This window comes from Paraburkholderia silviterrae (assembly GCF_004353915.1).
Classification (GTDB): domain Bacteria; phylum Pseudomonadota; class Gammaproteobacteria; order Burkholderiales; family Burkholderiaceae; genus Paraburkholderia; species Paraburkholderia silviterrae.
The window spans coordinates 35732-56923 of record NZ_SMRP01000037.1 but is presented as its reverse complement, the minus strand read 5'-3'; the positions used below and the strand labels follow the sequence as shown (position 1 = coordinate 56923).

Genomic DNA, 21192 nt, shown 5'->3' with positions numbered 1-21192 from the left:
CCTGAGCGTCGCCCAAGAACTCGACCGCCGTGAAATGAGCGCCGTGCGCGGCGGCAACCTTGGCGGCCTGCTGCCCTTCTACTACCCGACCCCAAGCGTGAAGATCGACACGACCAACTTCAGCGCTTCCCAATTGATCGGCCAGACCAACGACATCGTGAACACCACGGGCAACGATGTGGCGTTCGTGACCGGCATTCACTCGACGGTCAACCCGGTTCAAACCGCCAAGAACACGATCAACTACTACTGAGCACGCCGCAAGCCGTGGAGGCTCCGGCGCCTCCACGGCGCTCTCATCGCTTTCCTCGTTTCCCCATCCCTCGCACCCCCATCGCCGCGTTCCGCTCAAGGAGTCGATCGTGAACACCGCTCTTTCGCCGTCGACCGCGCAGTCGCACCCCTATGCCCGTTTCGGCACGCCGAGCTTGCTGGCGCGCGTTGCCGGCGCAGCGGGATTGTGCGCCGCGTTGCTGTGCGGCTGCACCGACCTCAGCACTCCCGCCTACCGGCGCCCGGACATGCCGGCCAAGGAAAGCTGGGCGCATACGCGCGGTGCCGTTTCAGCGGCAGCCACCGTCGACCCGCAATGGTGGAAGGCTTTCGACGATCCCTATCTGAACACGCTGATCGACAAGGCCATCTCGGCCAACGTCGACATCAAGATTCTGGCGGCGCGCATTGGCGTGGCCGGCGCGCAGATCGGCGAAGTGCAGGCCGGCCAGCTGCCCACGGTCGATGCGGGCGCCGGCATCGACTATGAAAAGAGCACGGGTGTCGGGCTCACGAAGACCTACGATGTGGCCACGCAGGTGAACTGGGACATCGATATCTGGGGCAAGGTCGAAAAGAGCGTGCAGGCCCAGAAGGCCGAATTCCATGCGAGCGAGGCCGACTGGCGTGCTGGCTGGCTCACGCTCGTGGCCAATGTGGCGACCACTTATTTCCAGATCCTCCAGTTCGACGATCAGATCAAAGAGGAGCAACAGACGCTCGACAAGAACAAGCAAATCCTCACGATCTACCAGCAGATGTACGCAAACGGTGTTGCGCCCAAGACCGAGGTCCTGCGCCAGAGCGCCGAGATCAACGGGCTCGTCAATGAGCTGCTCGAGCTGCACCGCGAGCGCGATACGGCCGAAAATGCGCTGGCTACGCTGATCGGCGTGCCGGCGGGCGAGTTCAAGATGCCGGTGGGCCAGCTGCGCCAGCGCGTGAAGTTCCCCGACGTGCCCATGGGGCTGCCCGCCCAATTGCTCGGCCGCCGCCCCGATGTGGTGGCCGCGCAATACCGCATTCTCGAATCGTATGATGAAGTCGGGTCCGCACGGCTCGCGCAGCTGCCGACCATCAGTCTCACTGGCCGGGCCGGCACGGCCGCGTTCTCGCTCTCCGATCTCTTCAAGGTGTTCACGTTGAGCTTCATGCCGAGCATCGACCTGCCGATGTTCGATCCCGGTGTACATGCCCATATCAAGACGACCGAGGCGCAGAGCAAGGTTGCCGAAGAGCAGTATCGCCAGGCGGTCTTCACGGCCTTCGAAGAGGTCGAGAACGCGCTCGTGAACCTCGACGCGCACAAGAAGCAGCGGGTCGAGCTGCTGGAGCAGAACGAGCGTCTGCGCACCGTCGCGGCGCAGGTCGAGGCGCAGTTGAAGGAGGGGCTCGTCTCGCAGCTGGAAGTACTGGAGTCCGAACGTTCGCTCGCTTCCGCGGAGCTTTCGCTGCTCGCCAATCACGAGCAGATCCTGAGCGACACCGTTACGCTCTACAAGGCGATGGGCGGCGGGTGGACCGACGTCGAAGTCGCCAACGTGGCATCCGGCTCCGCTGCGCCCGCAGCCCCCGCGCGGTGAGCCCGCGTATCCCGGCGAGCCACGCCGGTTGTTTGATTCCCGCGATCCGTCGCCTACACTTTTCTAACACCCCGATCGCCATGTGCAAGGCGCGCGGCTTCACAAGGACAGTCCGTGCGCGCGCAGCGCTCGCGCTGCGCGCAGTCTGGCGGACAACTGCTGATCGTTGGCGCAATCATGGTGACTGACGCCGCTTCGATTGCCGAGAAAGAGACATCGCTCGACCGGACGTTCGATATCGTGCTGCGTCCGATATCGCATCCGGAGTTGGGCGAGATCCACATCGACAAGGATCTGTTCGCGGTGGGGCGAACGCAGCCGCCGTTTGCGTCGGCGCGGCCCGAGTTCGTCGTGGACCTTTCGCGCCGTCATGCGCGCATCTTCCGCGAAGGCCGCGCCGCCTATGTGGCCGACCTCGGCAGCAAGAACGGCACCGCGGTCAATGGCATCGAAGTCGCCCAAAAACCCCATGTGCTCAACGATGGCGACGAGCTGTGCTTTGCCGGCGCGCTCTCGTTTCGCGTCGGCTTCGCGCCGCGTGCGGCGCGCGAGGCGGTGCGCCAGGCGGTTGTGACGCTCACGCCCGAGCGCGGCGATCTTGGCTTGCAGCAGATCGTCGTCACGAGCTTTCCGTTTCTCGTGAGCAAGGCGGACGAGACCTTCGCGCAGTATCGCGAGGCTTATCCGCATCAGGTGAACTATCTGTCGCGACGCCATGCGCATATCTATGCCGAGGACGACGCCGTCTATGTCGAAGACCTCGGCAGCACCAACGGCACCTTCGTCGAGGGGCGCCGTCTCGACGAGCAGGCGGTGCGGCTCGAAGAGGGGCAGCGGCTTGCCTTCGGTGGCGACCACTTTGTCTACCGCGTCGGCCTGGACAGCGCCAGCGCAAGCGATGCCACCGCCACCGCGACGCGCCGGCCCGACGCGGCCGCCCTCGCAGCGGACCCCGAGCGCACGACGTTCGTCGGCACGGCCCATTCGTTCCTCGATATTTTCTGCACGCCGCCGGTTCCGGCACAGGACGACGAGATCAACCCCGATGCCGATGCGCCCGGCCGCGGCGGCGAAGCCACCCAGGACGCGAGGCGCAAGCGGGGACGCGTCGAAACCTTTCTCAGCGAGTTGAGCGAAGCGCTGGGCGGCAGCGGGCGCATCAACATGCGCCGGCTCGCAGGGTGGGGCGCAGGCGTGATTGCCGTGCTCGTCGTGCTGGTCGCGACGACGGTGTTCCAGGGCGCGCCGCAACGCGACATGCAAGCCTTGCTGACGAGCGGCCAATACGAAAGCGCGGCGCTGATGGCCGATCGATACCTCGCACGCGAGCCCGACGACGGCGCCTGGCGTGCCATGGGGACAGAAGCGCTCATCAAGGCGAAGGTGCCGGCGTGGATCGCCGCCATCAATGCACGCGCGTTCGATCGCGCGCGGGCCATCGTGCAGGAGATGCGCACGCTCGCGCGTCATAACGCGGACGCCGCGCCGCTCGTGGACAACATCGACTGGATGGGGGCGCTGCAATCGTTCGTGCTGGGACGCGGCGGCCCTGAAGCGCCGATCCGCATCTATCGCGACGAGGCGCCCATCCGTGCGCTGACGAGCCGCTGGAACGACGACCCCGGCGAGCATCAGCGCGCGCTCGACAGGATTTCGGCCTATGTGCCGGCGTTTGCCGCCGTGTATGCCGATGCGCTCAGCCACTTGCGCAAGCTGCAAAGCGACGATTCGGTCTACGTGGCGGCGCTCGACCGGATCAAGGCGGAGATCGACAAGGCGCTCGATAGCGACCGTCTCGACACGCTCGCCGCGACGCTGACCGACTATGGGCAGCGCTATCCGCGGCTTGCCGGGCTGGACGCCGTGCGCGCCGACCTCGACCAGTACCAGCAGATCGACAGCGAAGCGCACGCGGGCCATCTGCAGGCCGTGCACGACCGCCTTGGCGCGGCCCATTTCGCCACGCCGCAGTTCGCGGCCCATGCAGGCGCGCTCGAAAAGCTCGCAGCGGCAGGAGACCACGGTGAAGCTCTCCCGTCTCATTGAGCGCGTGCGCGCGCGCCTGCGCGTAGCGCATCCAGCGGCTGAGCCGCCACGGCCGCTTGGCGAGGCGCTGGACGAGCACAGCGAGGAAGGCGTCGCGATCCTGACCGCGCGGCCATGGCGCCTCATGGAGGCGACGGTGATCGCCATGGTCGCGCTCGTGGTCTGCGGACTTGCGTGGTCGCTGATCGGCCGCGCGGACGTGATCGTGAGCGCGCAGGGCACGCTCGCTCCCGAGTCGGAGGTGCGCCGCATTTACGCGCCCGTGGATGGCGAGCTCGTCGATATCTACATCGCCGAAGGCCAGCCGGTCGAGAAGGACGACGTGATCGGCCGCATCAATGCGCGCGGTGCGATCCAGGCGGCGACCAACGCACTCGACGCGCGCCTGAAGCTCGACGACGCCGAGCGCGATTGGAAGGAGTTCCCCGAAAAGAAGGCGCTCATGGAGCGCAAGGCCGAGGCGCTCAAGGCGCAGATCGACGTCGAGGCGCATCAGCACGAGAACCGGGTGACGGAAGGCACGAGCAAGCTCGCGCAGGCCGAGAACGCCCAGCTCGACGAAGCGCGCGCCAACATCGACAACGCGCGCCACGTGCGCGACCTCGCGAAGGAAGAGCAGGACAAATACGAGCGCCTGTTTGCGCTGCCTGGCGGCGGCGGCATTGCGCAAAGCCAGGTCGAGGAGAAGCGCAGCGCTTATTTGCAGGCGGACAACAACCTGCGGATTGCCCAGGCGCGGCTCGCCGAGCTGCAGGCGCAGACGAGCCACGAGTTCTCGCAGGCGAAGGCGCAGCTCGAAGGCAGCGCGGAGCAGCTCACGAGCTTGCGCATTGAATACGACGCCACCGAGCGCGAGATCGCCAATACGGAGGACAAGCTGCGCTTGCAGGTGCAGACGGCGCGCCTTGCCGCCGACGCGGCGGCGCGCATCCGCTTCGAGAACATCGACAAGGACAATTTCCTGCTCGTGCTCGCGCCCGTCTCGGGCGTGATCACGGACGTGACGACCACCCAGCCCGGCGACAAGATCCAGGCGAACACGCCGCTTGGCGGCATTGCGCCGGCCAATGCGCGGCCGGTCGTGAAAGTGGCCATTGCCGAGCAGGACCGCGCGTTCCTGCACGAAGGCCTGCCCGTGAAGCTGAAGTTCAATGCGTTTCCATACCAGCGCTATGGCGTGGTGGACGGCACGCTCGAATACATTTCGCCCACCACCAAGCCGCAGGCGCAGACGCGCGAGCCGGTCTACGAAGGGCGCGTGCGCCTTGCGCGCGATTATTTTTCGATCGCCGGCACGACTTATCCGCTGCGCTACGGCATGACGGCGACGGCCGAGATCGTCGTGCGCGAGCGGCGCCTGATCGATTACGCGCTGGACCCGTTCCGGCAGATCGCAGGCTGAATCCAGAACACCGTATCCAGAACTCAGTCATCAGGGGAACGACATGACGGCAATCGTGCATATCGACGACGAGACGATCGGCACCGAGGATTTCATCCGCGTGCTCAAGCTCACGGGGCAGTTCGAGAGCCTGGTCGAGCAGCAGGTGCGCGACCGGCTCACGGTCATTGCGGCGAAGAAGATGGGCGTGCAGGTGAGCCCCGACGAAATCCAGCAGCGCGCCGACCAGTTCCGCCGCGTGCGGGGCCTGCACCGGGCGGCGGACATGAACCGCTATCTGGACGTGTTCGGCATCAGCCTCGACGAATTCGAGGGCTTTATCACCGACACGCTCTACCAGGAAAAGACCTTCGACCGGATCTGCAACGACGAGGCGGTCGAGCGCTATTTCAAGCTCAATTCACCAAAGTTCGACAGCATCGAAGTGAGTCATATCGTGGTCGACTCCGAAGGCAAGGCGCGAGAGGTCATGTCCATCCTCGAGGACGAACCGCAGACATTCGGCGAGATGGCGCGCGAGCACTCGATCGCCGATACGAGCGAGCGTGGCGGCGTGATCGGCAAGGTGCTGCGCGGCTCATTGAAAACGGACATCGAGGCGAAGGTGTTCAACGCCCAGGTGGGGGACCTGCTCGGCCCGTTCCCCGCGCCCGACGGCTCGTTCTTCGAAATCTTCTGCGTGAGCGCGAAGCACCCGGCGACGCTCGACGCGGACGTTTCGTCCGAGGTAAGACGGCTCCTGCGCGAAGAATGGCTTGCCGAGCGCGCACAAGAACACATCATCGACGCGCGCTGAGCGCGCCCAGGCCCGCACATGGACACCCAGGCGCCCGCACCGGCCAGCGCACCGACGCTCACGGACTTTCTGGCATCGGTTGAATCGCTCTCGCTCTTTTCGCGCGAAGAGCTCGATCGTCTCGCCACGCAGGTTCAAGTGCGCAGCTACGCGTTCGGCGACACGATCTGCAAGCACGGCGAAGCCGCGGCCGGACTCTACGTGATCCGCTCGGGCTCGGTGCGGCTGATCGCGGAGGAGCGCGGCAAGGAGACGAGCCTCGGCGTGCGCAAGGAGCGCGAGGTGTTCGCCGAAATCGCGATGCTGCGCGATTACTGGCACGAAGCTTCGGTGCGCGCGTCTACCAAGACCGAGGTGCTTTGCATACCGCGCGCGGCGCTCGAACCGTTGCTGCTCGCGAACCCGGGCGCGCAGTCGTTTGTGACGAGCTACGTGGCGATCAGCTCCGCCGGCGGCTTCGTCTCGCGGCTTTTCGACCTGCGCGGCAAGCTCTCGCGCGCCGAGCTCGAGGAGTACGTGTCGAGCGTCGGCGTCAAGCGCGTGAGCGCGGGCAAGGAGATCGTGCGCCAGGGTGCCGGCGGCGATATGCGGCTCTATGTCGTGCGTCAGGGCGAAGTCAGCATCACACGGGAGGAAGACGGCAACGCCTACGCACTCGCGAAGCTGGGCGCGGGCGAGATCTTCGGAGAGCGCGCGTGCCTGCTGCGCCAGGACCAGCTCGCCACGGTGACCGCGCTCACCGATGTCCGTCTTCTCGTGATCCCCGAGAAGACCGTGCACTTCATGCTCGAGCGCAATCCGAAATTGCGCGAGGTGCTGGAGGAGCGCATCCGCTTCACCGAGCGCGAGTTGCAGCGGCAGAAGAAGCTGGCCGAGCGCCGCAGCCGGCCGCTTGCCGTCGACAGCGGCGCGGACGCGAAATTCAACGAGCGCGTGATCAAGCGCTTCGTGCTGGTCGAGCAGGCCGAGGAGATGGATTGCGGCGCGGCGTGCCTCGCGATGATCTGCCGCCACTACGGCATTGCGATGACGCTAGGCAAGCTGCGCGATCTCGCGAACGTGACCACGCAGGGCGCGACGCTCGACAGCCTCGCGCGCACCGGCGAGTCGCTCGGCTTCACGGCGCGCGGCGTGCAGTGCACCTACGAGGCGCTGCAAGGCTTCGAGCTGCCCTTCATCGCGCACTGGGAGGGCTACCACTATATCGTCGTGTACGGCGTGTCCAAGCAGTGGGTGAGGGTGGCCGACCCGGCGCTGGGCTTTCGCAAGCTGAGCGTGGAAGCGTTCGAGCGTGGCTGGAACGGCACCTGCCTGCTGTTCAGCGCGGCTGAGACCACCGGCGCGCAGGCGGCGTCGCGCTCGCCGTGGGTGCGCTTCATCGGCTATCTGCTGCCGTACCGGAAGATACTCGCACACCTGTTCCTCGCCACCTTCGTGATACAGATGCTCGGCGTGGTGCCGCCGCTCATCATCCAGACCATCCTCGACAGCGTGATCGTGCACCAGAACGTGAGCCTGCTGCACCTCTTGATCGTGGGGCTGGTCATCTCGCACGTGTTCACGCAGTTGATGGCGACAATACGCGCGCATCTGTCGAATTTCATGGTGCGCAGTCTCGACTTCGCGATGATGTCGCAGTTCTTCAAGCACACGATGTCGCTGCCGTTCTCGTTCTTCGCGCGCCGCAAGACCGGCGATATCTTCGCGCGCTTCCAGGAGAACCAGACGATCCGCGCGTTCCTCACGGAATCGACGGTCAGCACGGCGCTCAATCTGCTGATGATCTTCATCTACTTCACGATCATGTTTCTTTACAACGTGAAGCTCACGCTGCTGCTGATCGCCTTCGTCGTCCCCATCATGGCGCTGACCGCCATTGCGACGCCGAAAATCAAGCGCTATGCGCGCGAGGTGTTCTCCGCCTCGACGGACGCGCGTTCGATGCTGATGGAGACGCTGGGCGGCGTGGAGACGGTGAAGGGCATGGGCATCGAGCGGGCGGTGCGCCTGAAGTGGGAGCGCAAGTACGCCAAGTCGCTCGAAGTGCAGTACCGCGCGCAGGCGTTCAACATTCTCGTGGGCCTCGGCAGCCAGTTGCTCAACGCCGCCACCACGATCGTGATTCTGTGGGCGGGGGCCACGCTCGTGCTCAATCAGGAACTGAGCATCGGGCAGCTGATTGCCTTCAATGCGTTCATGGGCAGCGTGCTCGCGCCGCTCATGGGCCTCGTCGGGCTCTGGAGCCTCATGAACGACGCCGCGGTGGCCATGGAGCGCCTGGGCGACGTGCTCGACATCGAGCCCGAGCAGAAGCCCGCCGATCTCGCGTCGCGCGTGCTGCTGCCCGATGTGCAGGGCGACATCGAGTTCGACAGCGTGTATTTCCGCTACGGCGGCAACGAAACCCCCTATGTGCTGGAGAACATCAGCTTTTCGATTGGCCGGGGCCAGATGGTGGCGATCGTCGGGCGCAGCGGCTCGGGCAAGACCACGCTCGCCAAGCTGCTGGTGGGCTTCTATGCGCCCACGGAGGGCAAGATCAACGTGGACGGCTACGACATGAGCGCGATCGATCACGCCTACTTTCGCGCCCAGGTTGGCTACGTGATGCAGACCAATCTCGTGTTCTCAGGCACGATCGCGGAGAACATCGCCTGCGGCGACGCGAGCCCGGACTGGCGCCGCATGGAGGAAGTGGCGCGCATGGCCGACGCGCACGCGTTCATCGCCAAAATGCCGCTCGGCTACGAGCAGATGGTGGGCGAGCGCGGCATGGGCCTCTCGGGCGGGCAGATCCAGCGCCTTTGCATCGCGCGTGCGCTTTATCACGACCCGCGCCTGCTCGTGTTCGACGAAGCCACCTCGTCGCTCGACACGCAGTCCGAGAGCAACATCCTCTCGAACATGCACGACATCCTCCAGGGCCGCACGGCGCTCATCATCGCGCACCGGCTCAGCACCATCATGCAGGCCGACAAGATTCTCGTGCTTTACGAGGGCGCAATCGTCGAGCAGGGGCGGCACGAGGAGCTCATCGCGCGCAAGGGCATGTATTACCAGCTCGTGCAGAAACAGCTGGGTGCGTCATGAAGCTCTTCGACCCGCACGGATTCGGCAGCTCCGTGGTCTCCTATGCCGGGCTGCTCGAAAAGATCGAGATCCTGCGCTCCACGCTGCGCTGGGCGCCGCGGCTCGAACGCGCGGAGATCGAGAAGCTCCTGAACCAGTCGAACGCGTTGCGCGACGAAGTCATGCAGCTCTCGCGCAAGGAGCGCTTCGTCGAGGCGGCGGCCGATGTGCCCGGTTCACACGACGCGCCCGATGCGGCGGACCAGCCCGAGGCGCTCTCGCCCTCCGCGCACCGGCGGCGCGAGGCGCTCATCGAGCGCAGCTTCATTTTCGAGGGCATCTTCGGCGACAACCCGAAGCTGCTGGCGGCACTCGAAATTGCGGAAAAGGCGGCGCCCACCGACCTGCCCGTGCTGATCGACGGCGAAAGCGGCACCGGCAAGGAGCTGATGGCGAAGGTCATCCACGCCAACGGCGCGCGCTCCGAGCGGCCCTATATCTCGGTCAACTGCGGCGCGATTCCGGAGAACCTGCTCGAATCGGAACTGTTCGGCCATCGCAGGGGGGCGTTCACGGGCGCATCGAGCGACCGCAAGGGCAAGTTCGAGAGCGCGCACACGGGCACGATCTTTCTCGACGAAATCGGCGAGCTGCCGCTGCAAGGGCAGGTGAAGCTGCTGCGCGTGCTCGAATCGCACGAGATCCAGCGCGTGGGCTCGGACGAGCCGATTGCGGTGGACACGCGCATCGTGGCCGCGACCAACCGGAACCTGCGCGAGCTTGCCGCCCAGGGGCAGTTTCGCGAGGATCTCTTTTACCGGCTCAGCGTCATTCATGTCACGCTGCCCGCGCTGCGCGAGCGCCGCGACGAGATTCCCCTGCTGATTGCGTATTTCGGCGACGAAGCGGCCGGCCAGCTCAAGCGCCGCCCCGTGAAGCTGACGCCCAAGCTGCGCGATTTCCTGCTCACCTATGCGTACCCAGGCAATATCCGCGAGCTGCGCAATCTCGTCTATCGGCTCTCATGCCTTGCCGGCGACACCGCCGACATCGAGCATCTGCCCGACGACATCCGCCCCGGCCCGGCTGCCGCGGCGCTGCGTCTGGTGGAGTCCGAAGCATCGGGTGCACCGCTTTCGCTCAGCGACGCCAAGCGCGCCGCGAGCGATGAAGCGGAGCGCGCGTTTCTCGAGCGCGGTTTGCAGGAGACCGGCGGGACGGTAGCGGAGCTCGCGCGCCGCTGCGACATGAACCGCTCGCATCTGCAAATGCTGCTCAAGAAGCACGGCATCCATTCGAAGGATTTTCGTCACGCGGAGAAGCCGGATCGCGAAAAGGAATCCTGAGCATCGGTTCACTGCCGCCCGGTGGGCAGGGCAGGATTGAGCAGCGTATGATCCGCGGCGTCGGGGTCTTCGACGCGGATGACCACGGCGGTGATGTTGTCGCGCCCGCCCGCCTGCAAGGCCATATCGACAAGCGTGTCGGCCGCGAGCTGGCAGTCGCCGTCCTCGAGCGCGCGTGCCATCTCGGGCGGCTGCAATTCGTTGCTCAGGCCGTCGCTGCAAAGCAGGAAACGATCGCCGTCGCGCACGGCGATGCGGCCTTCGTCGAGCTCGAGCCAATCCGATGCACCCACGGCCCGCGTGATCAGATGCTGCGATGGATGGTGGCGCGCCGCTTCGGCGCTGAGGTGGCCCTGCGCCTGGAGCGCCGCTACGTGGCTGTGGTCGGTCGTGAGCGGCTCGAGCCGCGCGTCGCGATAGAGATAGATGCGGCTGTCGCCGGCCCACAGCCAGCTGCACTCGCGCCCACTCGCCATCAGCACGGCTACGGTGCTACCGATCATGCGCACGCCGCGTCGCGCCGCTTCGTCGCGCAGCTGCCGGTTCACCGTCTGCAGCGCGCCGCGCGCCGCGCCTTGTGTGCTCGCCAGCGAACCCGCCGCGGCAAGGGTGGCCAGTGCGCTGAGCGAGCGCACGATCATCGCACTGGCCAGGTCTCCCGCCGTGTGGCCGCCCATGCCGTCGGCCACGGCCCACAGGCCCTGCTGCGGCAGATCGAGACACGCATCCTCATTGAGCGCCCGCACGCGGCCTACGTCGGTGCGCGATGCCGAGCTCCAATGCAGTGCGGTTGTCACGATCATGCCTCCGAAGGCCAGGGCCTGCTCCCCCGCTAATCCCCGCTAATCTCAGGCCCTACACCAGACCATTATTCTTGCCGTTTTGGCCCACGCCCACCACCACGTTCGAATTGGCCGCGGAGTTGGTCACGTCGAGCATCTGGTACTGATTGACCACTTGATTCGCGTAGAACGTGTTGTTGGTCTGGTACAGATTGATGACGGGGCCGGCCGACGCTTGTGCAGGCTCGTATGGCTGAATCCAGCCGAACACCCACGGCGCACCGGCGCCTCGTATGAACGACATGGCCCTGGGGTCGATATCGCGCTTCAGGTGAAGGTCGGTGATCGTGAGCGAGGTCATGACGGGTCTCCATCGAGAGGGTGGCCGCAAGCGCGCGGCTCGGCAGCCATACCATGCAAGCGCCATGCCAGTGCGCAGCGCGCGCCGGGGATCGCTCGTCTTTTCGCTGCGAGGCTTGCCCCGCAAGACGCAGCGGGACGGGGACGCGTTCTCCGCATGCTAGTGCCTCGCGGCCTCGTTGCGCAATGGTCGGGCGCGTCCCAACACAAGCCGCGCCCGCCGTCGTGAGTACTCCGACACATGTGGCGCCGTCCATCGTTGCCGGTTCGAAGCCGATCTGGTGGCTTGCCGCCAACATCCATGAGGCAAATCCGTTGGTCGGCGGCTAACACACCGGCGCCACGGCGGCGCGCGATATCCCGCCAGGCCTTGTGCAGCCGTTATCGGCGTGTCTGGCATGTCTGATGCAGGGTAGTTGGCAACCGGCAAACCCTTTGCTAGCTACCCGCCAGATGGACTTCGCCATGTGCCCCGACCTTCAACCGACGAACACCCGCAGCGCAGACACGACACCGTGCGCCGCTGCTCGTTCGATCGCTCAAAAGGCAGTGGTGGCCGCCGTTGAACTGCCGCTTGGCGCCCATCTCGTTTCGCGTCGCGCGGGCTACAGCCATCACGGTATCTATGTCGGCGCGGGCCGGGTCGTCCACTATGCCGGTCTATGCACGTCGCTGCATCGCGGCCCGATCGAGGAAGTCTCGCTCGAACGCTTCGCGGCCGGTCACGAAGTCGAAATCGTCGCGCATCCGTTCGCCGTCTACGCAGGCCGCGAAGCCGTCGCGCGGGCGCGCTCCCGTCTCGGTGAAGACCACTATCGCCTGCTGACCAACAACTGCGAGCACTTCTGCACGTGGTGCGTGGACGGCAAGGGCCGCAGCGAACAGGTTCGCACGTGCATCGGTCATCCGCTTGCCGCCATTCGCGCCGTCCGCGCGCTGGTGCGGGCGCGCCGTGCCCAGGCGCATCGCGGTGCGTTCGCCCTGCAGGCGGCGTGAGCGCCATGTTCAGTCGTCGCCGCCACCCTTTGCTTCGGAGACCGTCATGAATGCCACCGGATCGTCGCTGCGCCTGCTCGTCGACAAGTGGCTGGCGCCCAATGCAGGTGTGCCGGCTCACGTGGTGTGCTTTAGCCGCATGCAGGCAAACCGGCTGCGCTACGTGTGCGTGGAGGCGGTGCATCCCGCGCGCACGATTGCAATCTTCTTCTTCCGTCACGGCGATGGATCGTGGTGCGTGTTTCCGCCGGCGGCCAGTCGCCCGGCCATGACGACGCGCGCCAGCGCGTGACGCGTCTTGCGCGTGACACGCCGGCGTGCACCGGCGTATCGACGCGCGGCAACCCAGGCGGGAAATCAGCGCAGCAGTGTGGGACGGGGCGGGGCCGCGGTGACGGTTGCCAGCCCTCGCGGCGTATGCGGGTCCGCGACCGCCACGCGCAGTCCGGTGAACGGGCGTGGCGCGAGCAGCGTCTGATGCGAGCCGATCCTCGCGCCGCCGGTGATCGCGGCCATCGCCTGCCTGTCCAGATCCACGCTTTCCGGAAGATCCTTGATGACGAGAGTACCCATGGTCTGCTCCATGCGAGCGCATTCGAAGGGGGAAGGCAGCACGCCGGCGCGAGCGCGGCGCTACACCGTGACGGCGAGCTTTCGGCTCACTGCCTTCACTATAGTTGACGCCCGGCGCACGCGAAGACGCAGACGGCGCCGTGGGGCACCGTCTGCGTCGTCGGGGTGGGGCGGCGGTTAAAACGTCACACCGGTGTTCGCATATTGCGAGGGATTGACTTTGAGATTCAGCGGTCCGAAGCCCGCGCCGATGTAACCGATGTTATTGAGCGCGTTGACGTTGACCACCTGAATCTGCTCGATGTTTTGCTCGACAGTCGGCGACACGTTGATGTTGGCAATCGGCCCGTAACCGGAGACCGCGTTGCTGGAGCCGCCGCGCAAGGCTGACATGGCGCGGCGGTCGAGTTCCGTCCCGGGGGCCAGCTCGCGGATAACGATAGAAGACATGATAAGCCTCCAGAAGTGGATGAAAAGAGGCGGGGGCGGCGCAACGATTCAGCGTGTTGCATTCGCCCCGCCGGTGGGGCGATCAGAAGTTGATCGTGTTCTTGGCCGTCTGCACCGGGTTGACGGTGGAGTGGATGCCCGAGGCGAAAGCGACGTCGTTGCCCGTTTCGTTCACGATGTTGTTGGTCTGGCCGATCAGCTGCTCCGCGCTGAAGTTGGTCGTGTTGACCTTCACGCTCGGCGTCGGGTAGTAGACGGGCCACAGGCCACCCAGGTTGCCGCCGCGCACGGCGCTCATTTCACGGCGGTCGAGTTCTTGGGCGACGCTCAGGTCTGCGATCATCAGCTTGCTCATGACAGTTCTCCAGAAGGGCAATACAGGGTAGTGGGTGATCGAGCTGCAATGTGTTGCGGGCTCGCTCCTCTTAATGCACAGGGTGTGCCAGCCACGTGGCCGCCACGCTGCGCGATGCGCGGCGCCTTGTCTGACGGGGGTTTGCGCCGGTGCGCGGCGCGCCGGCCCACCGTGCGGCACGGCTCGCGCGCGCGAGCGCTGATGGTGTGCGCCCAACAGCGCGCTGCACGGGCGTTGGGTTGGCGGCAACAGGCGACGCGCAGGACGCGGGACCGTGCTGCATCTTGCTGCATTAAAGCCACGCGAGCCGCTATCTAGCTCAGGCACCGATTGCACTGTGCGTTGCGGCAGACTAATCTCACCTCATACAGGTCGCGAAGGGCTTCGCGCGCACGATGGCGCTCGTCGCGGCGAGCGCAAATTCAAGCTGAGTTGAAGGCATACGAATGATGAGCCTTACGCAGCTGATCCAGACATTCCAGAGCGGGACGCTTTCACGCGAGGCGTTTTTCGCCGAGATCGATCGCGCGCTTGCGTTCGACTCAGCGAACTGCGCCCTCCTGCGCGAAGCCGTGGATGCGACGCAGACCGTTCATCCGCTCCCCGATGCCGACTACACGGAAGTCCTGCGGCGCATCGAACGCTTTCAGGGCACCACGACGGCCAGCGGCGACGAAACCCGCATTCAGGAGACCCCTTCGGGAGGCCATGCGCCGTCGGGCGGGCGCGCTGCTGTTGCGCCCGGCGAAACGGAGCACGTGGAGCACATCAAGGGGATCGGCGACACGCTCAACGGCCGCTTCGTCCTCGAGGAGTGTCTCGGCGTGGGCGGCATGGGCACCGTCTACAAGGCGCTCGATCTTCGCAAGCTCGAAGCGTCCGACCGCAAGCCGTACATCGCGATCAAGGTGCTCAATGTGCAGTTTCGCGGCCAGCCGACTTCGCTGATCGCGCTGCAGCGCGAGGCGCGCAAGGCGCAGACGCTCGCGCACCGGAACATCGTCACGGTGTACGACTTCGATCGCGACGGTCCGCTCGTTTATCTGACCATGGAGTATCTGTCCGGCAAGCCGCTCAGCAAGCTGCTGCGCGCACCGGGCTTCGCGGGCATGCCCTTCGAGCAGGCCCGTGCGGTCATCGCGGGCATGGGGCAGGCGCTGGCCTATGCGCACGAGCGCGGCTTCGTGCATTGCGACTTCAAGCCGGCCAACGTCTTTCTCACCGATGGCGGCGACGTCAAGGTGATCGACTTCGGCATTGCCCGGGTCTTTCAGCGGCCCGAAGAAGATTCCGATGTCACCGTGTTCGATCCCGCCACGCTCGGCGGCATCACGCCCGCCTATGCGAGCCCCGAGATGTTCGAGCATCGGGAGGCGGACCCGCGCGACGACGTCTATGCGCTCGCGTGCGTGACCTACGAGCTACTGACGGGCAAGCATCCGTTCAACCGCAAGTCGGCCCCGCAGGCACGCAGCGAGAAGATGCACGCCGAGCGACCCCAAGGGCTCGATCGCACCCAATGGCGCACCCTGAGCGCGGCGCTCTCGTTTGACCGCGCGTCGCGCACGGCGAGCGTCACGCAGTTTCTCGAGGGCATGGGCGTGCTTGCGCATGCACCGGCGTTTCCCGCCGCCCGGATCGGGATCATAGGCGCGGGTGCCGTGGTCGTTGCCGGGGGACTCTGGTTGGGCTACCGCGTGCTGTCCGGGAATGAGGAACCACGTCGCGAAAGCGCTTCCACAGCCGCCGTGGCCCCAGCCAGCGCGACGAATACGGTTGCGCAGTCGGGTGGCCCGGCGTCCGCCCCCAGCGTACCGGCAGCGCCCGTGCGCGCGGCAACTGCCACCGCTGTCGTCGCGAATGTGCATGTGCCCGCTGCAAGCGCCACGAGCGCCACGAGCGCCACGAGCGCCACGAGCGCCGCAAGCGCCGCAAGCGCACCAGCGTCGGCGCCGTCAATCGTTGCCGCTGTGCCAGGCGCGGCGTCGCTGGCCGCGCTGAACTCGACGCTCGCGCGCATCCCGTGCTCGGCGCTTGCAGCGTCGCTGCCGGAGCACGCGCTGCAGGTCAGCGGCTTTGCCAACGCGGGTGAGGGCATGGCGCGCATGCATGGCGCGCTCGCGCAAACGCCCGGTGGTCAGGGCGCGAAGCTCGACGTGAGCGCCGTCGAAAGCCATAACTGCGAGGTCGTCAATGCGTTCGCGCCATACTGGCGCGCCAATCATCAGGGGGGAGCCGGGGCGACGATCCATACGCGCCCGCCTGACGCGCACCTGACGCAAGGCAGCCCGCTTGTCGTCGATATCACCACGCCGCACTACGAGTCGTACGTCAACGTGGACTATTACGCGCTCGATGGCAGTGTCGTGCATCTGGTGCCGAGCAACCACGAGCGCGACAACCAGGCGCCGGCGGGGTTTTCGGCAACGATCGGCAGCACGGGCGACTGGATCATCGACAAGCCGTTCGGCACCGAGATGATCGTACTGCTGATCACCCCCGCGCCGTTGTTCGATGGCATTCGGCCGCCGGCGGAGCCGCGCGCGGCGTACCTCGCGGCGGTCGATCAGAAGTTGAAGCAGATCGAAGCGCGTTACGGCGCCGGACACATTGCCGCCGATTTCGTGCAGATCACGACGCATGCGCGCAACGAATGATCCATGGGCCACGGGTTTGAATGGGGCCTACGAACCTTGTTGCTTCTTCCTCGCGGGACTCAAGTTGGCGGGAAGCTGGTCGGCTTCGTGCAGGACCGGCGCGCAACGCGTAATCGTTTCGAAGTCCTCTTCAGAGAACAGATAAGACCATGTGCCGAGCACTTGAGAATTCTGCCCGTACGTGCCTATCTTCTTTCGCATGTTCGATGGATCCCACATTGCTCTTTTCGATCTTGGGGATGGTCAAAGCGCTGCGCCCAGTGCAAATACACCGGCATGGGTGGTCTACTTCACGCTGACTTGTGGAACGATGGCCATCAGCTTCTGGTTGCCGACCATTATTCACGGCGCCGGCATCCACAGTGTCTTTGACACGGGCTTGCTGAGCGCCATCCCTTATGGGATCGGCGCAATCGGGATTGTCGCCATCTCGCGCCACTCGGATAAACGTCGCGAGCGATTTTGTCACTACGCCGTGTGCGCCATTGGCGGCGGGTTTGCGCTCTGTCTTGTTGGCTTGTACGGAAGCGGACTGTATTCGGCGTTGCTGTGCCTTAGCATCGCGGTTGTGTTGACGTTCGCTGCGCTACCCATCTTCTGGTCCATGCCTAAAGACCATCTCTCCGGTTCTGGCGCAGCGGGCGGAATCGCATTGATCAGCAGTCTCGGGCAGCTCGGCAGCTTCTTCAGCCCGGCGCTGATTGGCTGGATCAAAACGACCACGGGCAGACTCGATGCGGGACTCTACGTTCTTGCCGCATTGCTCATAGCCGGCGGCGTTGCGGTGCTGGTCTATTCGGGCAGACGTATTGGCAGCGCTGCGCGCGGCATCGCCTGAGCGCCCCTTCGACCACTGCGGTTTCAACGGGGTGACCCTGATTGCGAGCGCAGGGCGGCCCGCGAAGCACGCTTCGCGGGCCGCGCGCGTATTTCCCGTGCGTTAGTCCTTCGTGCCCACGGTCTGCAACGGCACCCACTTGCCGCCCGCGACCTTGTACACCGTTACGCCGCCATATTTCAGGTCGCCGTACTGGTCGTACGACAGCTCGGCGGTGGTCACGCCCTTCATGTTAGTGGCCTTCAGCGCTGGGAGGAAGACGCGCGGGTCGGTCGAGTTTGCCGTCTTCATGGCGTTGAACACGGCCATCGTGCCGTCGTAGGCATAAGGCGCGTACAGTTCCACAGGGCGGTTGAAGCGCTTCGTGTAGTGGTCGGAAAAGGCCTTGCCGCCGGGCATTTTTTCGAGCGGGCTACCTTCCGATGCGGCCAGCGTGCCTTCGGATGCCCCACCCGCAATCTTGATCAGGTCTTCGGACTGCACCATGTCCGGTCCGATCAGCGCCGCCTTGATCGCCAGCGAGCGCATCTGTTTCAGCATGGGCGCGGCCTGGGTATCGGCGCCGCCGTAGAACACCGCATCGACGTTTGCCGCCTTGATCTTCGTGAGAATCGAGCGGAAGTCCACGGCCTTGTCGGTCGTGTATTCCTGATCGACCACGGTGGCGCCCGCCGCCTTCGCGGCCTTGGCGAACTCTTCGGCCACGCCCTGTCCATAAGCGGTGCGGTCGTCGACGATCGCGAGGCGCTTGAACTTGAGGCCCTTCACGGCGTACTCGCCCAGCACGCTGCCTAGTTGGGTGTCCGAAGTCAGCAGGCGGAAGGTGGTGGGCAGGCCGAGGCGCGTATAGGTGGGCGCCGTGGCCATGGCAATTTCCGGGATGCCCGCCTTCGCGTAGATCGGCGCGGCGGGGATGCTGGTGCCGGAGTTGTAGTGGCCGATGACGGCGGCCACGCCGTCGTCCACGAGCTTTTGCGCGACCGTTGTGCCGGTGCGCGGGTCGGCCTGGTCGTCCTGGCCGTCAAGGACGAAACGCACGGGCTTGCCGCCGATCACCGGGTTCGTGGCATTCATGTCGTCGATCGCAAGCTCCACACCGCTGCGGAAATCAGCGCCGTAGTGGGCCTGGCCGCCCGTGAGCGGCGCGGCGAAGCCGATCTTCACTTCGACCGGCGACGATGCAAAGGAGCAGGGTGCGCCTGCCAGGGTAAAGCCCAGGATGCATGCTGCGGAAATGACTGTGCGATGGAACTTCATTGTTTTGGGTGCTCCTCGATGATGGATCGTGCGGGTGCCTGCCTCCCTGGTGGTCTTGCGGGCACATGTCTCCTCGCGTTCCGTTTTCCGGTCGGCTACGAGCAATATACGAATCCGGGGGTTGCCGGGTCTTGTCGAAAATAAACCGTGCTGATGCAGAAATCGGCATAGTGCGGGAGGCCCCGCTCAGGCGCACTGGAACGCGGATTACCAATGCTGAGCGGCGCGTTCCCCGGCAATCCTCAATGAACCTGATCGTTGCCTGCACCGGCCAGCCCATGCGTTTTCTGGACAAACGCAGATTCGGCGCTGATCTATCGTTCTCGCGTGAGCGGCAGAACGACAAGGAAACGCGATGCAAGAAACGGACGTCATCATCGTTGGCAGTGGAATGAATTCGCTGGTCTGCGCGGCGGTTCTGGCGAGGAGAGGCAAGCGGGTGACCGTGATCGAACGCAACGCCGAGCTTGGCGGCTGCATTCGTAGCGAGGAGTTGTTTCCGGGCTATACGCACGACGTGCTTTCGTCGTGGTATCCGCTGTTCGTGGGCAGCCCGGCTTATGCCGAACTCAAGGACGACCTGCATGCCGAGGGGCTCGAATTCCTGCACGCGGCTTATACGACGGGCGTCGTCACGCCGGATGGCCGGTCCCTCGCTTTTCGACGCGATCTGGACGATGCGGCGAAGCGCCTGGACGCTGCGTGCGCGGGCGACGGCGCGGCGTTCGCCGCGATGGCGCAACGCCTGTTTGGGGAGGACGCCGCGCTGACGTTCGGTTTGCTCGGAGAGCGCCCATACGGCTGGAAGATGGTGCGGCTGCTCTGGAGCGAATGGCGCCGGCGTGGGACCGACGGGCTGGCGTCATTTGCCGGTGGCGCGCTCGAAAATTTCCGCCGCTGGAGTGAACGCACGTTGCGCTCGGATCTGGCCAGGGCGGCTATCGCGCCGTGGACGCTGCATACCGGGCTGGGGCCCGACGATGCGTGCTCAGCGCTCATTGGCAAGCTCACATTTGCCGCCGTGATTGCGGGCGGCATGCCGGTGGTCAAGGGTGGCAGCGCGAATATCGTGCGTGCGTTTCGTGCCGTTATTGAGCGTCACGGCGGCGTCTTCGTGACGGATACGGAGGTCGAGCGGGTCCATGTGGAAAACGGGCGGGCGACCGGTGTGCTGGCGGGCGGAAAGGCCTGGCGCGCGAAAGAGGCGGTTGTCTGCAACGTCACGCCGCGGCAGCTCTATGGCCGGCTGTTGCCGGATGCGCCCGTGGCCTGGCGCGAGCGCGGCAGCGCTTATCACTTCGGACGCGGCGACATGCAAATTCATTTTGCGTTGGCGTCGCCGCCCGACTGGTGCGATGCGGAGCTTGCGCATGTGCCGCTTGTGCATCTTACTGAGAGTATGGAGACGGTTTGTGCTTCGGTGACCGAGGCCAACAATGGGTTGATTCCGGCGCGGCCCACTATCGCGATTGGTCAGCCTACCGCTGTGGATCCGAGCCGTGCACCTGCCGGTGGAGCGATTCTTTGGTTGCAGATGCAGGAGATGCCGTCGCGGCTGCGTGGCGACGCGCTTGGTGAAATTGATGTTCCAGGCGATGGGGGATGGACGGTTCGCGTGCGCGAGCAGGTGGCTGATCGGGTGCAGCGGCGTTTGGAGGCGGTTATGCCGGGGTTGTCGGGGAAAGTTGTGGGGCGGCGCGCCTACTCGCCCGCGGATCTGGAAGCGCTCAATTGCAATCTCGTGGGCGGTGATCCGTATTCGGGTGTTTGCTCGCCTGATCAGTTTTTTTGGCTGCGGCCGTTCGGAGGGGTAAATGGACGGCGTGGTTATGATACGCCGTATCGGAATGTGTATCAGATCGGGGCGTCGACGCATCCGGGGCCGGGACTCAGTGGTGCTTCTGGGTGGATGATGGCTAATATTTTGAGTTGAAGATAGGTTGATTTTATTTGAATTGCTTTGGCCTTTCCTTGTTTTCATGTAGGTATATTTGTGTTGCCCCTGTGCGGGGCGGCACCTACTTTTCTTTGCAGCCGCAAAGAAAAGTAGGCAAAAGAAAGCGGCTCAAACCGCCAGTGTGACGCTGTCCCCCACTGCCCTGTAAATCGGAGCGGCTCCGGGGCGTCTGTCATCACGCGCCGTCACCCGGAGTGACTAAGGGCTCATCCATCCGGCGGCGCTCCGCGCGCCGTGGGGCATAACCCAAAACCGGCGGGACACACGCATTTTCGTAGGACTCCAGCATATTCACCCGGCAGTACTCTCGCGCATTCGCCGTGCAGCACGCCCGGTTTTCCTTGCAGACCCTTCCGCTCGCGCGTAGCGCGCAGCGGGAAGAATGAGCGCCTTGTCACTGAGGCGGAGTGTGCGAGATGACGGATGCTCCGGAGCCGCTCCGATTAAAGGTT

Annotated in this window: 18 protein-coding genes; 12 read left to right on the top strand and 6 right to left on the bottom strand. The window is 65.1% G+C overall.

Annotation, left to right across the window (positions count from 1 at the left end; genetic code table 11):
• From EYW47_RS36295 to EYW47_RS36265, 7 genes are all read left to right on the top strand, one after another.
• The coding region (locus tag EYW47_RS36295; protein WP_420819405.1) for a hypothetical protein at positions 1–253 on the top strand (253 nt) is incomplete at its 5' end.
• Between the two features lie 109 nt (positions 254–362).
• Positions 363–1856, top strand: coding sequence for an efflux transporter outer membrane subunit (locus tag EYW47_RS36290; protein WP_133199627.1), 1494 nt, complete (start codon positions 363–365; stop codon positions 1854–1856).
• A 114-nt stretch (positions 1857–1970) separates the two neighbouring features.
• The gene (locus EYW47_RS36285; protein WP_240764063.1) at positions 1971–3902 is read left to right on the top strand and encodes an FHA domain-containing protein; all 1932 of its coding nucleotides are present in this window, start codon (positions 1971–1973) and stop codon (positions 3900–3902) included.
• A 16-nt stretch (positions 3903–3918) separates the two neighbouring features.
• A complete protein-coding gene (locus tag EYW47_RS36280) occupies positions 3919–5304 on the top strand; it encodes a beta-barrel domain-containing protein (RefSeq protein ID WP_240764065.1) in 1386 nt (461 codons plus the stop codon).
• Positions 5305–5347: 43 nt separating this feature from the next.
• Entirely contained in the window at positions 5348–6100 is a 753-nt protein-coding gene (locus tag EYW47_RS36275; protein ID WP_133199625.1) for a peptidylprolyl isomerase, read from the top strand.
• An 18-nt stretch (positions 6101–6118) separates the two neighbouring features.
• A complete protein-coding gene (locus EYW47_RS36270) occupies positions 6119–9190 on the top strand; it encodes a peptidase domain-containing ABC transporter (RefSeq protein WP_133199624.1) in 3072 nt (1023 codons plus the stop codon).
• Positions 9187–10515, top strand: a complete 1329-nt coding sequence (locus EYW47_RS36265) for a sigma-54 interaction domain-containing protein (protein WP_133199623.1) — start codon at positions 9187–9189, stop codon at positions 10513–10515. Before EYW47_RS36270 ends, EYW47_RS36265 begins: the two co-directional genes overlap by 4 nt.
• Before the next feature lie 8 nt (positions 10516–10523).
• Here the strand turns inward: EYW47_RS36265 and EYW47_RS36260 are convergent, their stop codons facing one another.
• Together EYW47_RS36260 and EYW47_RS36255 are read right to left on the bottom strand one after the other, a co-directional pair.
• The gene (locus EYW47_RS36260; RefSeq protein WP_133199622.1) at positions 10524–11318 is read right to left on the bottom strand and encodes a PP2C family protein-serine/threonine phosphatase; all 795 of its coding nucleotides are present in this window, start codon (positions 11316–11318) and stop codon (positions 10524–10526) included.
• Between the two features lie 52 nt (positions 11319–11370).
• A complete protein-coding gene (locus tag EYW47_RS36255) occupies positions 11371–11658 on the bottom strand; it encodes a hypothetical protein (protein WP_133199621.1) in 288 nt (95 codons plus the stop codon).
• A 464-nt stretch (positions 11659–12122) separates the two neighbouring features.
• Here EYW47_RS36255 and EYW47_RS36250 point away from each other — a divergent pair, with 464 nt between their 5' ends.
• The gene (locus EYW47_RS36250) at positions 12123–12653 is read left to right on the top strand and encodes a lecithin retinol acyltransferase family protein (protein ID WP_133199620.1); all 531 of its coding nucleotides are present in this window, start codon (positions 12123–12125) and stop codon (positions 12651–12653) included.
• Between the two features lie 46 nt (positions 12654–12699).
• A complete protein-coding gene (locus EYW47_RS36245; protein WP_133199619.1) occupies positions 12700–12945 on the top strand; it encodes a hypothetical protein in 246 nt (81 codons plus the stop codon).
• Positions 12946–13010: 65 nt separating this feature from the next.
• On the opposite strand, the gene EYW47_RS36240 is transcribed toward EYW47_RS36245, so the two are convergent.
• The 3 genes from EYW47_RS36240 to EYW47_RS36230 form a co-directional block, all read right to left on the bottom strand.
• Positions 13011–13226: a hypothetical protein gene (locus EYW47_RS36240; protein ID WP_133199618.1), complete on the bottom strand. Its 216-nt coding sequence runs from the start codon at positions 13224–13226 to the stop codon at positions 13011–13013.
• Between the two features lie 177 nt (positions 13227–13403).
• Entirely contained in the window at positions 13404–13676 is a 273-nt protein-coding gene (locus tag EYW47_RS36235) for a hypothetical protein (RefSeq protein ID WP_133199617.1), read from the bottom strand.
• 82 nt (positions 13677–13758) lie between these two features.
• Positions 13759–14031 (bottom strand): hypothetical protein, encoded by a 273-nt coding sequence (locus tag EYW47_RS36230; protein WP_133199616.1) that lies wholly within the window; start codon positions 14029–14031, stop codon positions 13759–13761.
• A gap of 446 nt (positions 14032–14477) precedes the next feature.
• Here EYW47_RS36230 and EYW47_RS36225 point away from each other — a divergent pair, with 446 nt between their 5' ends.
• Complete coding sequence (locus EYW47_RS36225; protein WP_133199615.1) at positions 14478–16688, top strand: serine/threonine protein kinase; 2211 nt, start codon at positions 14478–14480, stop codon at positions 16686–16688.
• A gap of 181 nt (positions 16689–16869) precedes the next feature.
• Positions 16870–17526 carry an MFS transporter gene (locus EYW47_RS36220; protein WP_133199614.1) on the top strand — a complete coding sequence of 219 codons (657 nt, stop codon included), beginning with the start codon at positions 16870–16872 and terminating at the stop codon, positions 17524–17526.
• A 102-nt stretch (positions 17527–17628) separates the two neighbouring features.
• On the opposite strand, the gene EYW47_RS36215 is transcribed toward EYW47_RS36220, so the two are convergent.
• On the bottom strand, positions 17629–18783 hold the full coding sequence (locus tag EYW47_RS36215) for a branched-chain amino acid ABC transporter substrate-binding protein (RefSeq protein ID WP_133199613.1): 1155 nt from the start codon (positions 18781–18783) through the stop codon (positions 17629–17631).
• 355 nt (positions 18784–19138) lie between these two features.
• Between EYW47_RS36215 and EYW47_RS36210 the strand changes: the two genes are divergently transcribed.
• Entirely contained in the window at positions 19139–20716 is a 1578-nt protein-coding gene (locus EYW47_RS36210; protein ID WP_133199612.1) for a phytoene desaturase family protein, read from the top strand.
• Positions 20717–21192: the final 476 nt, after the last annotated feature.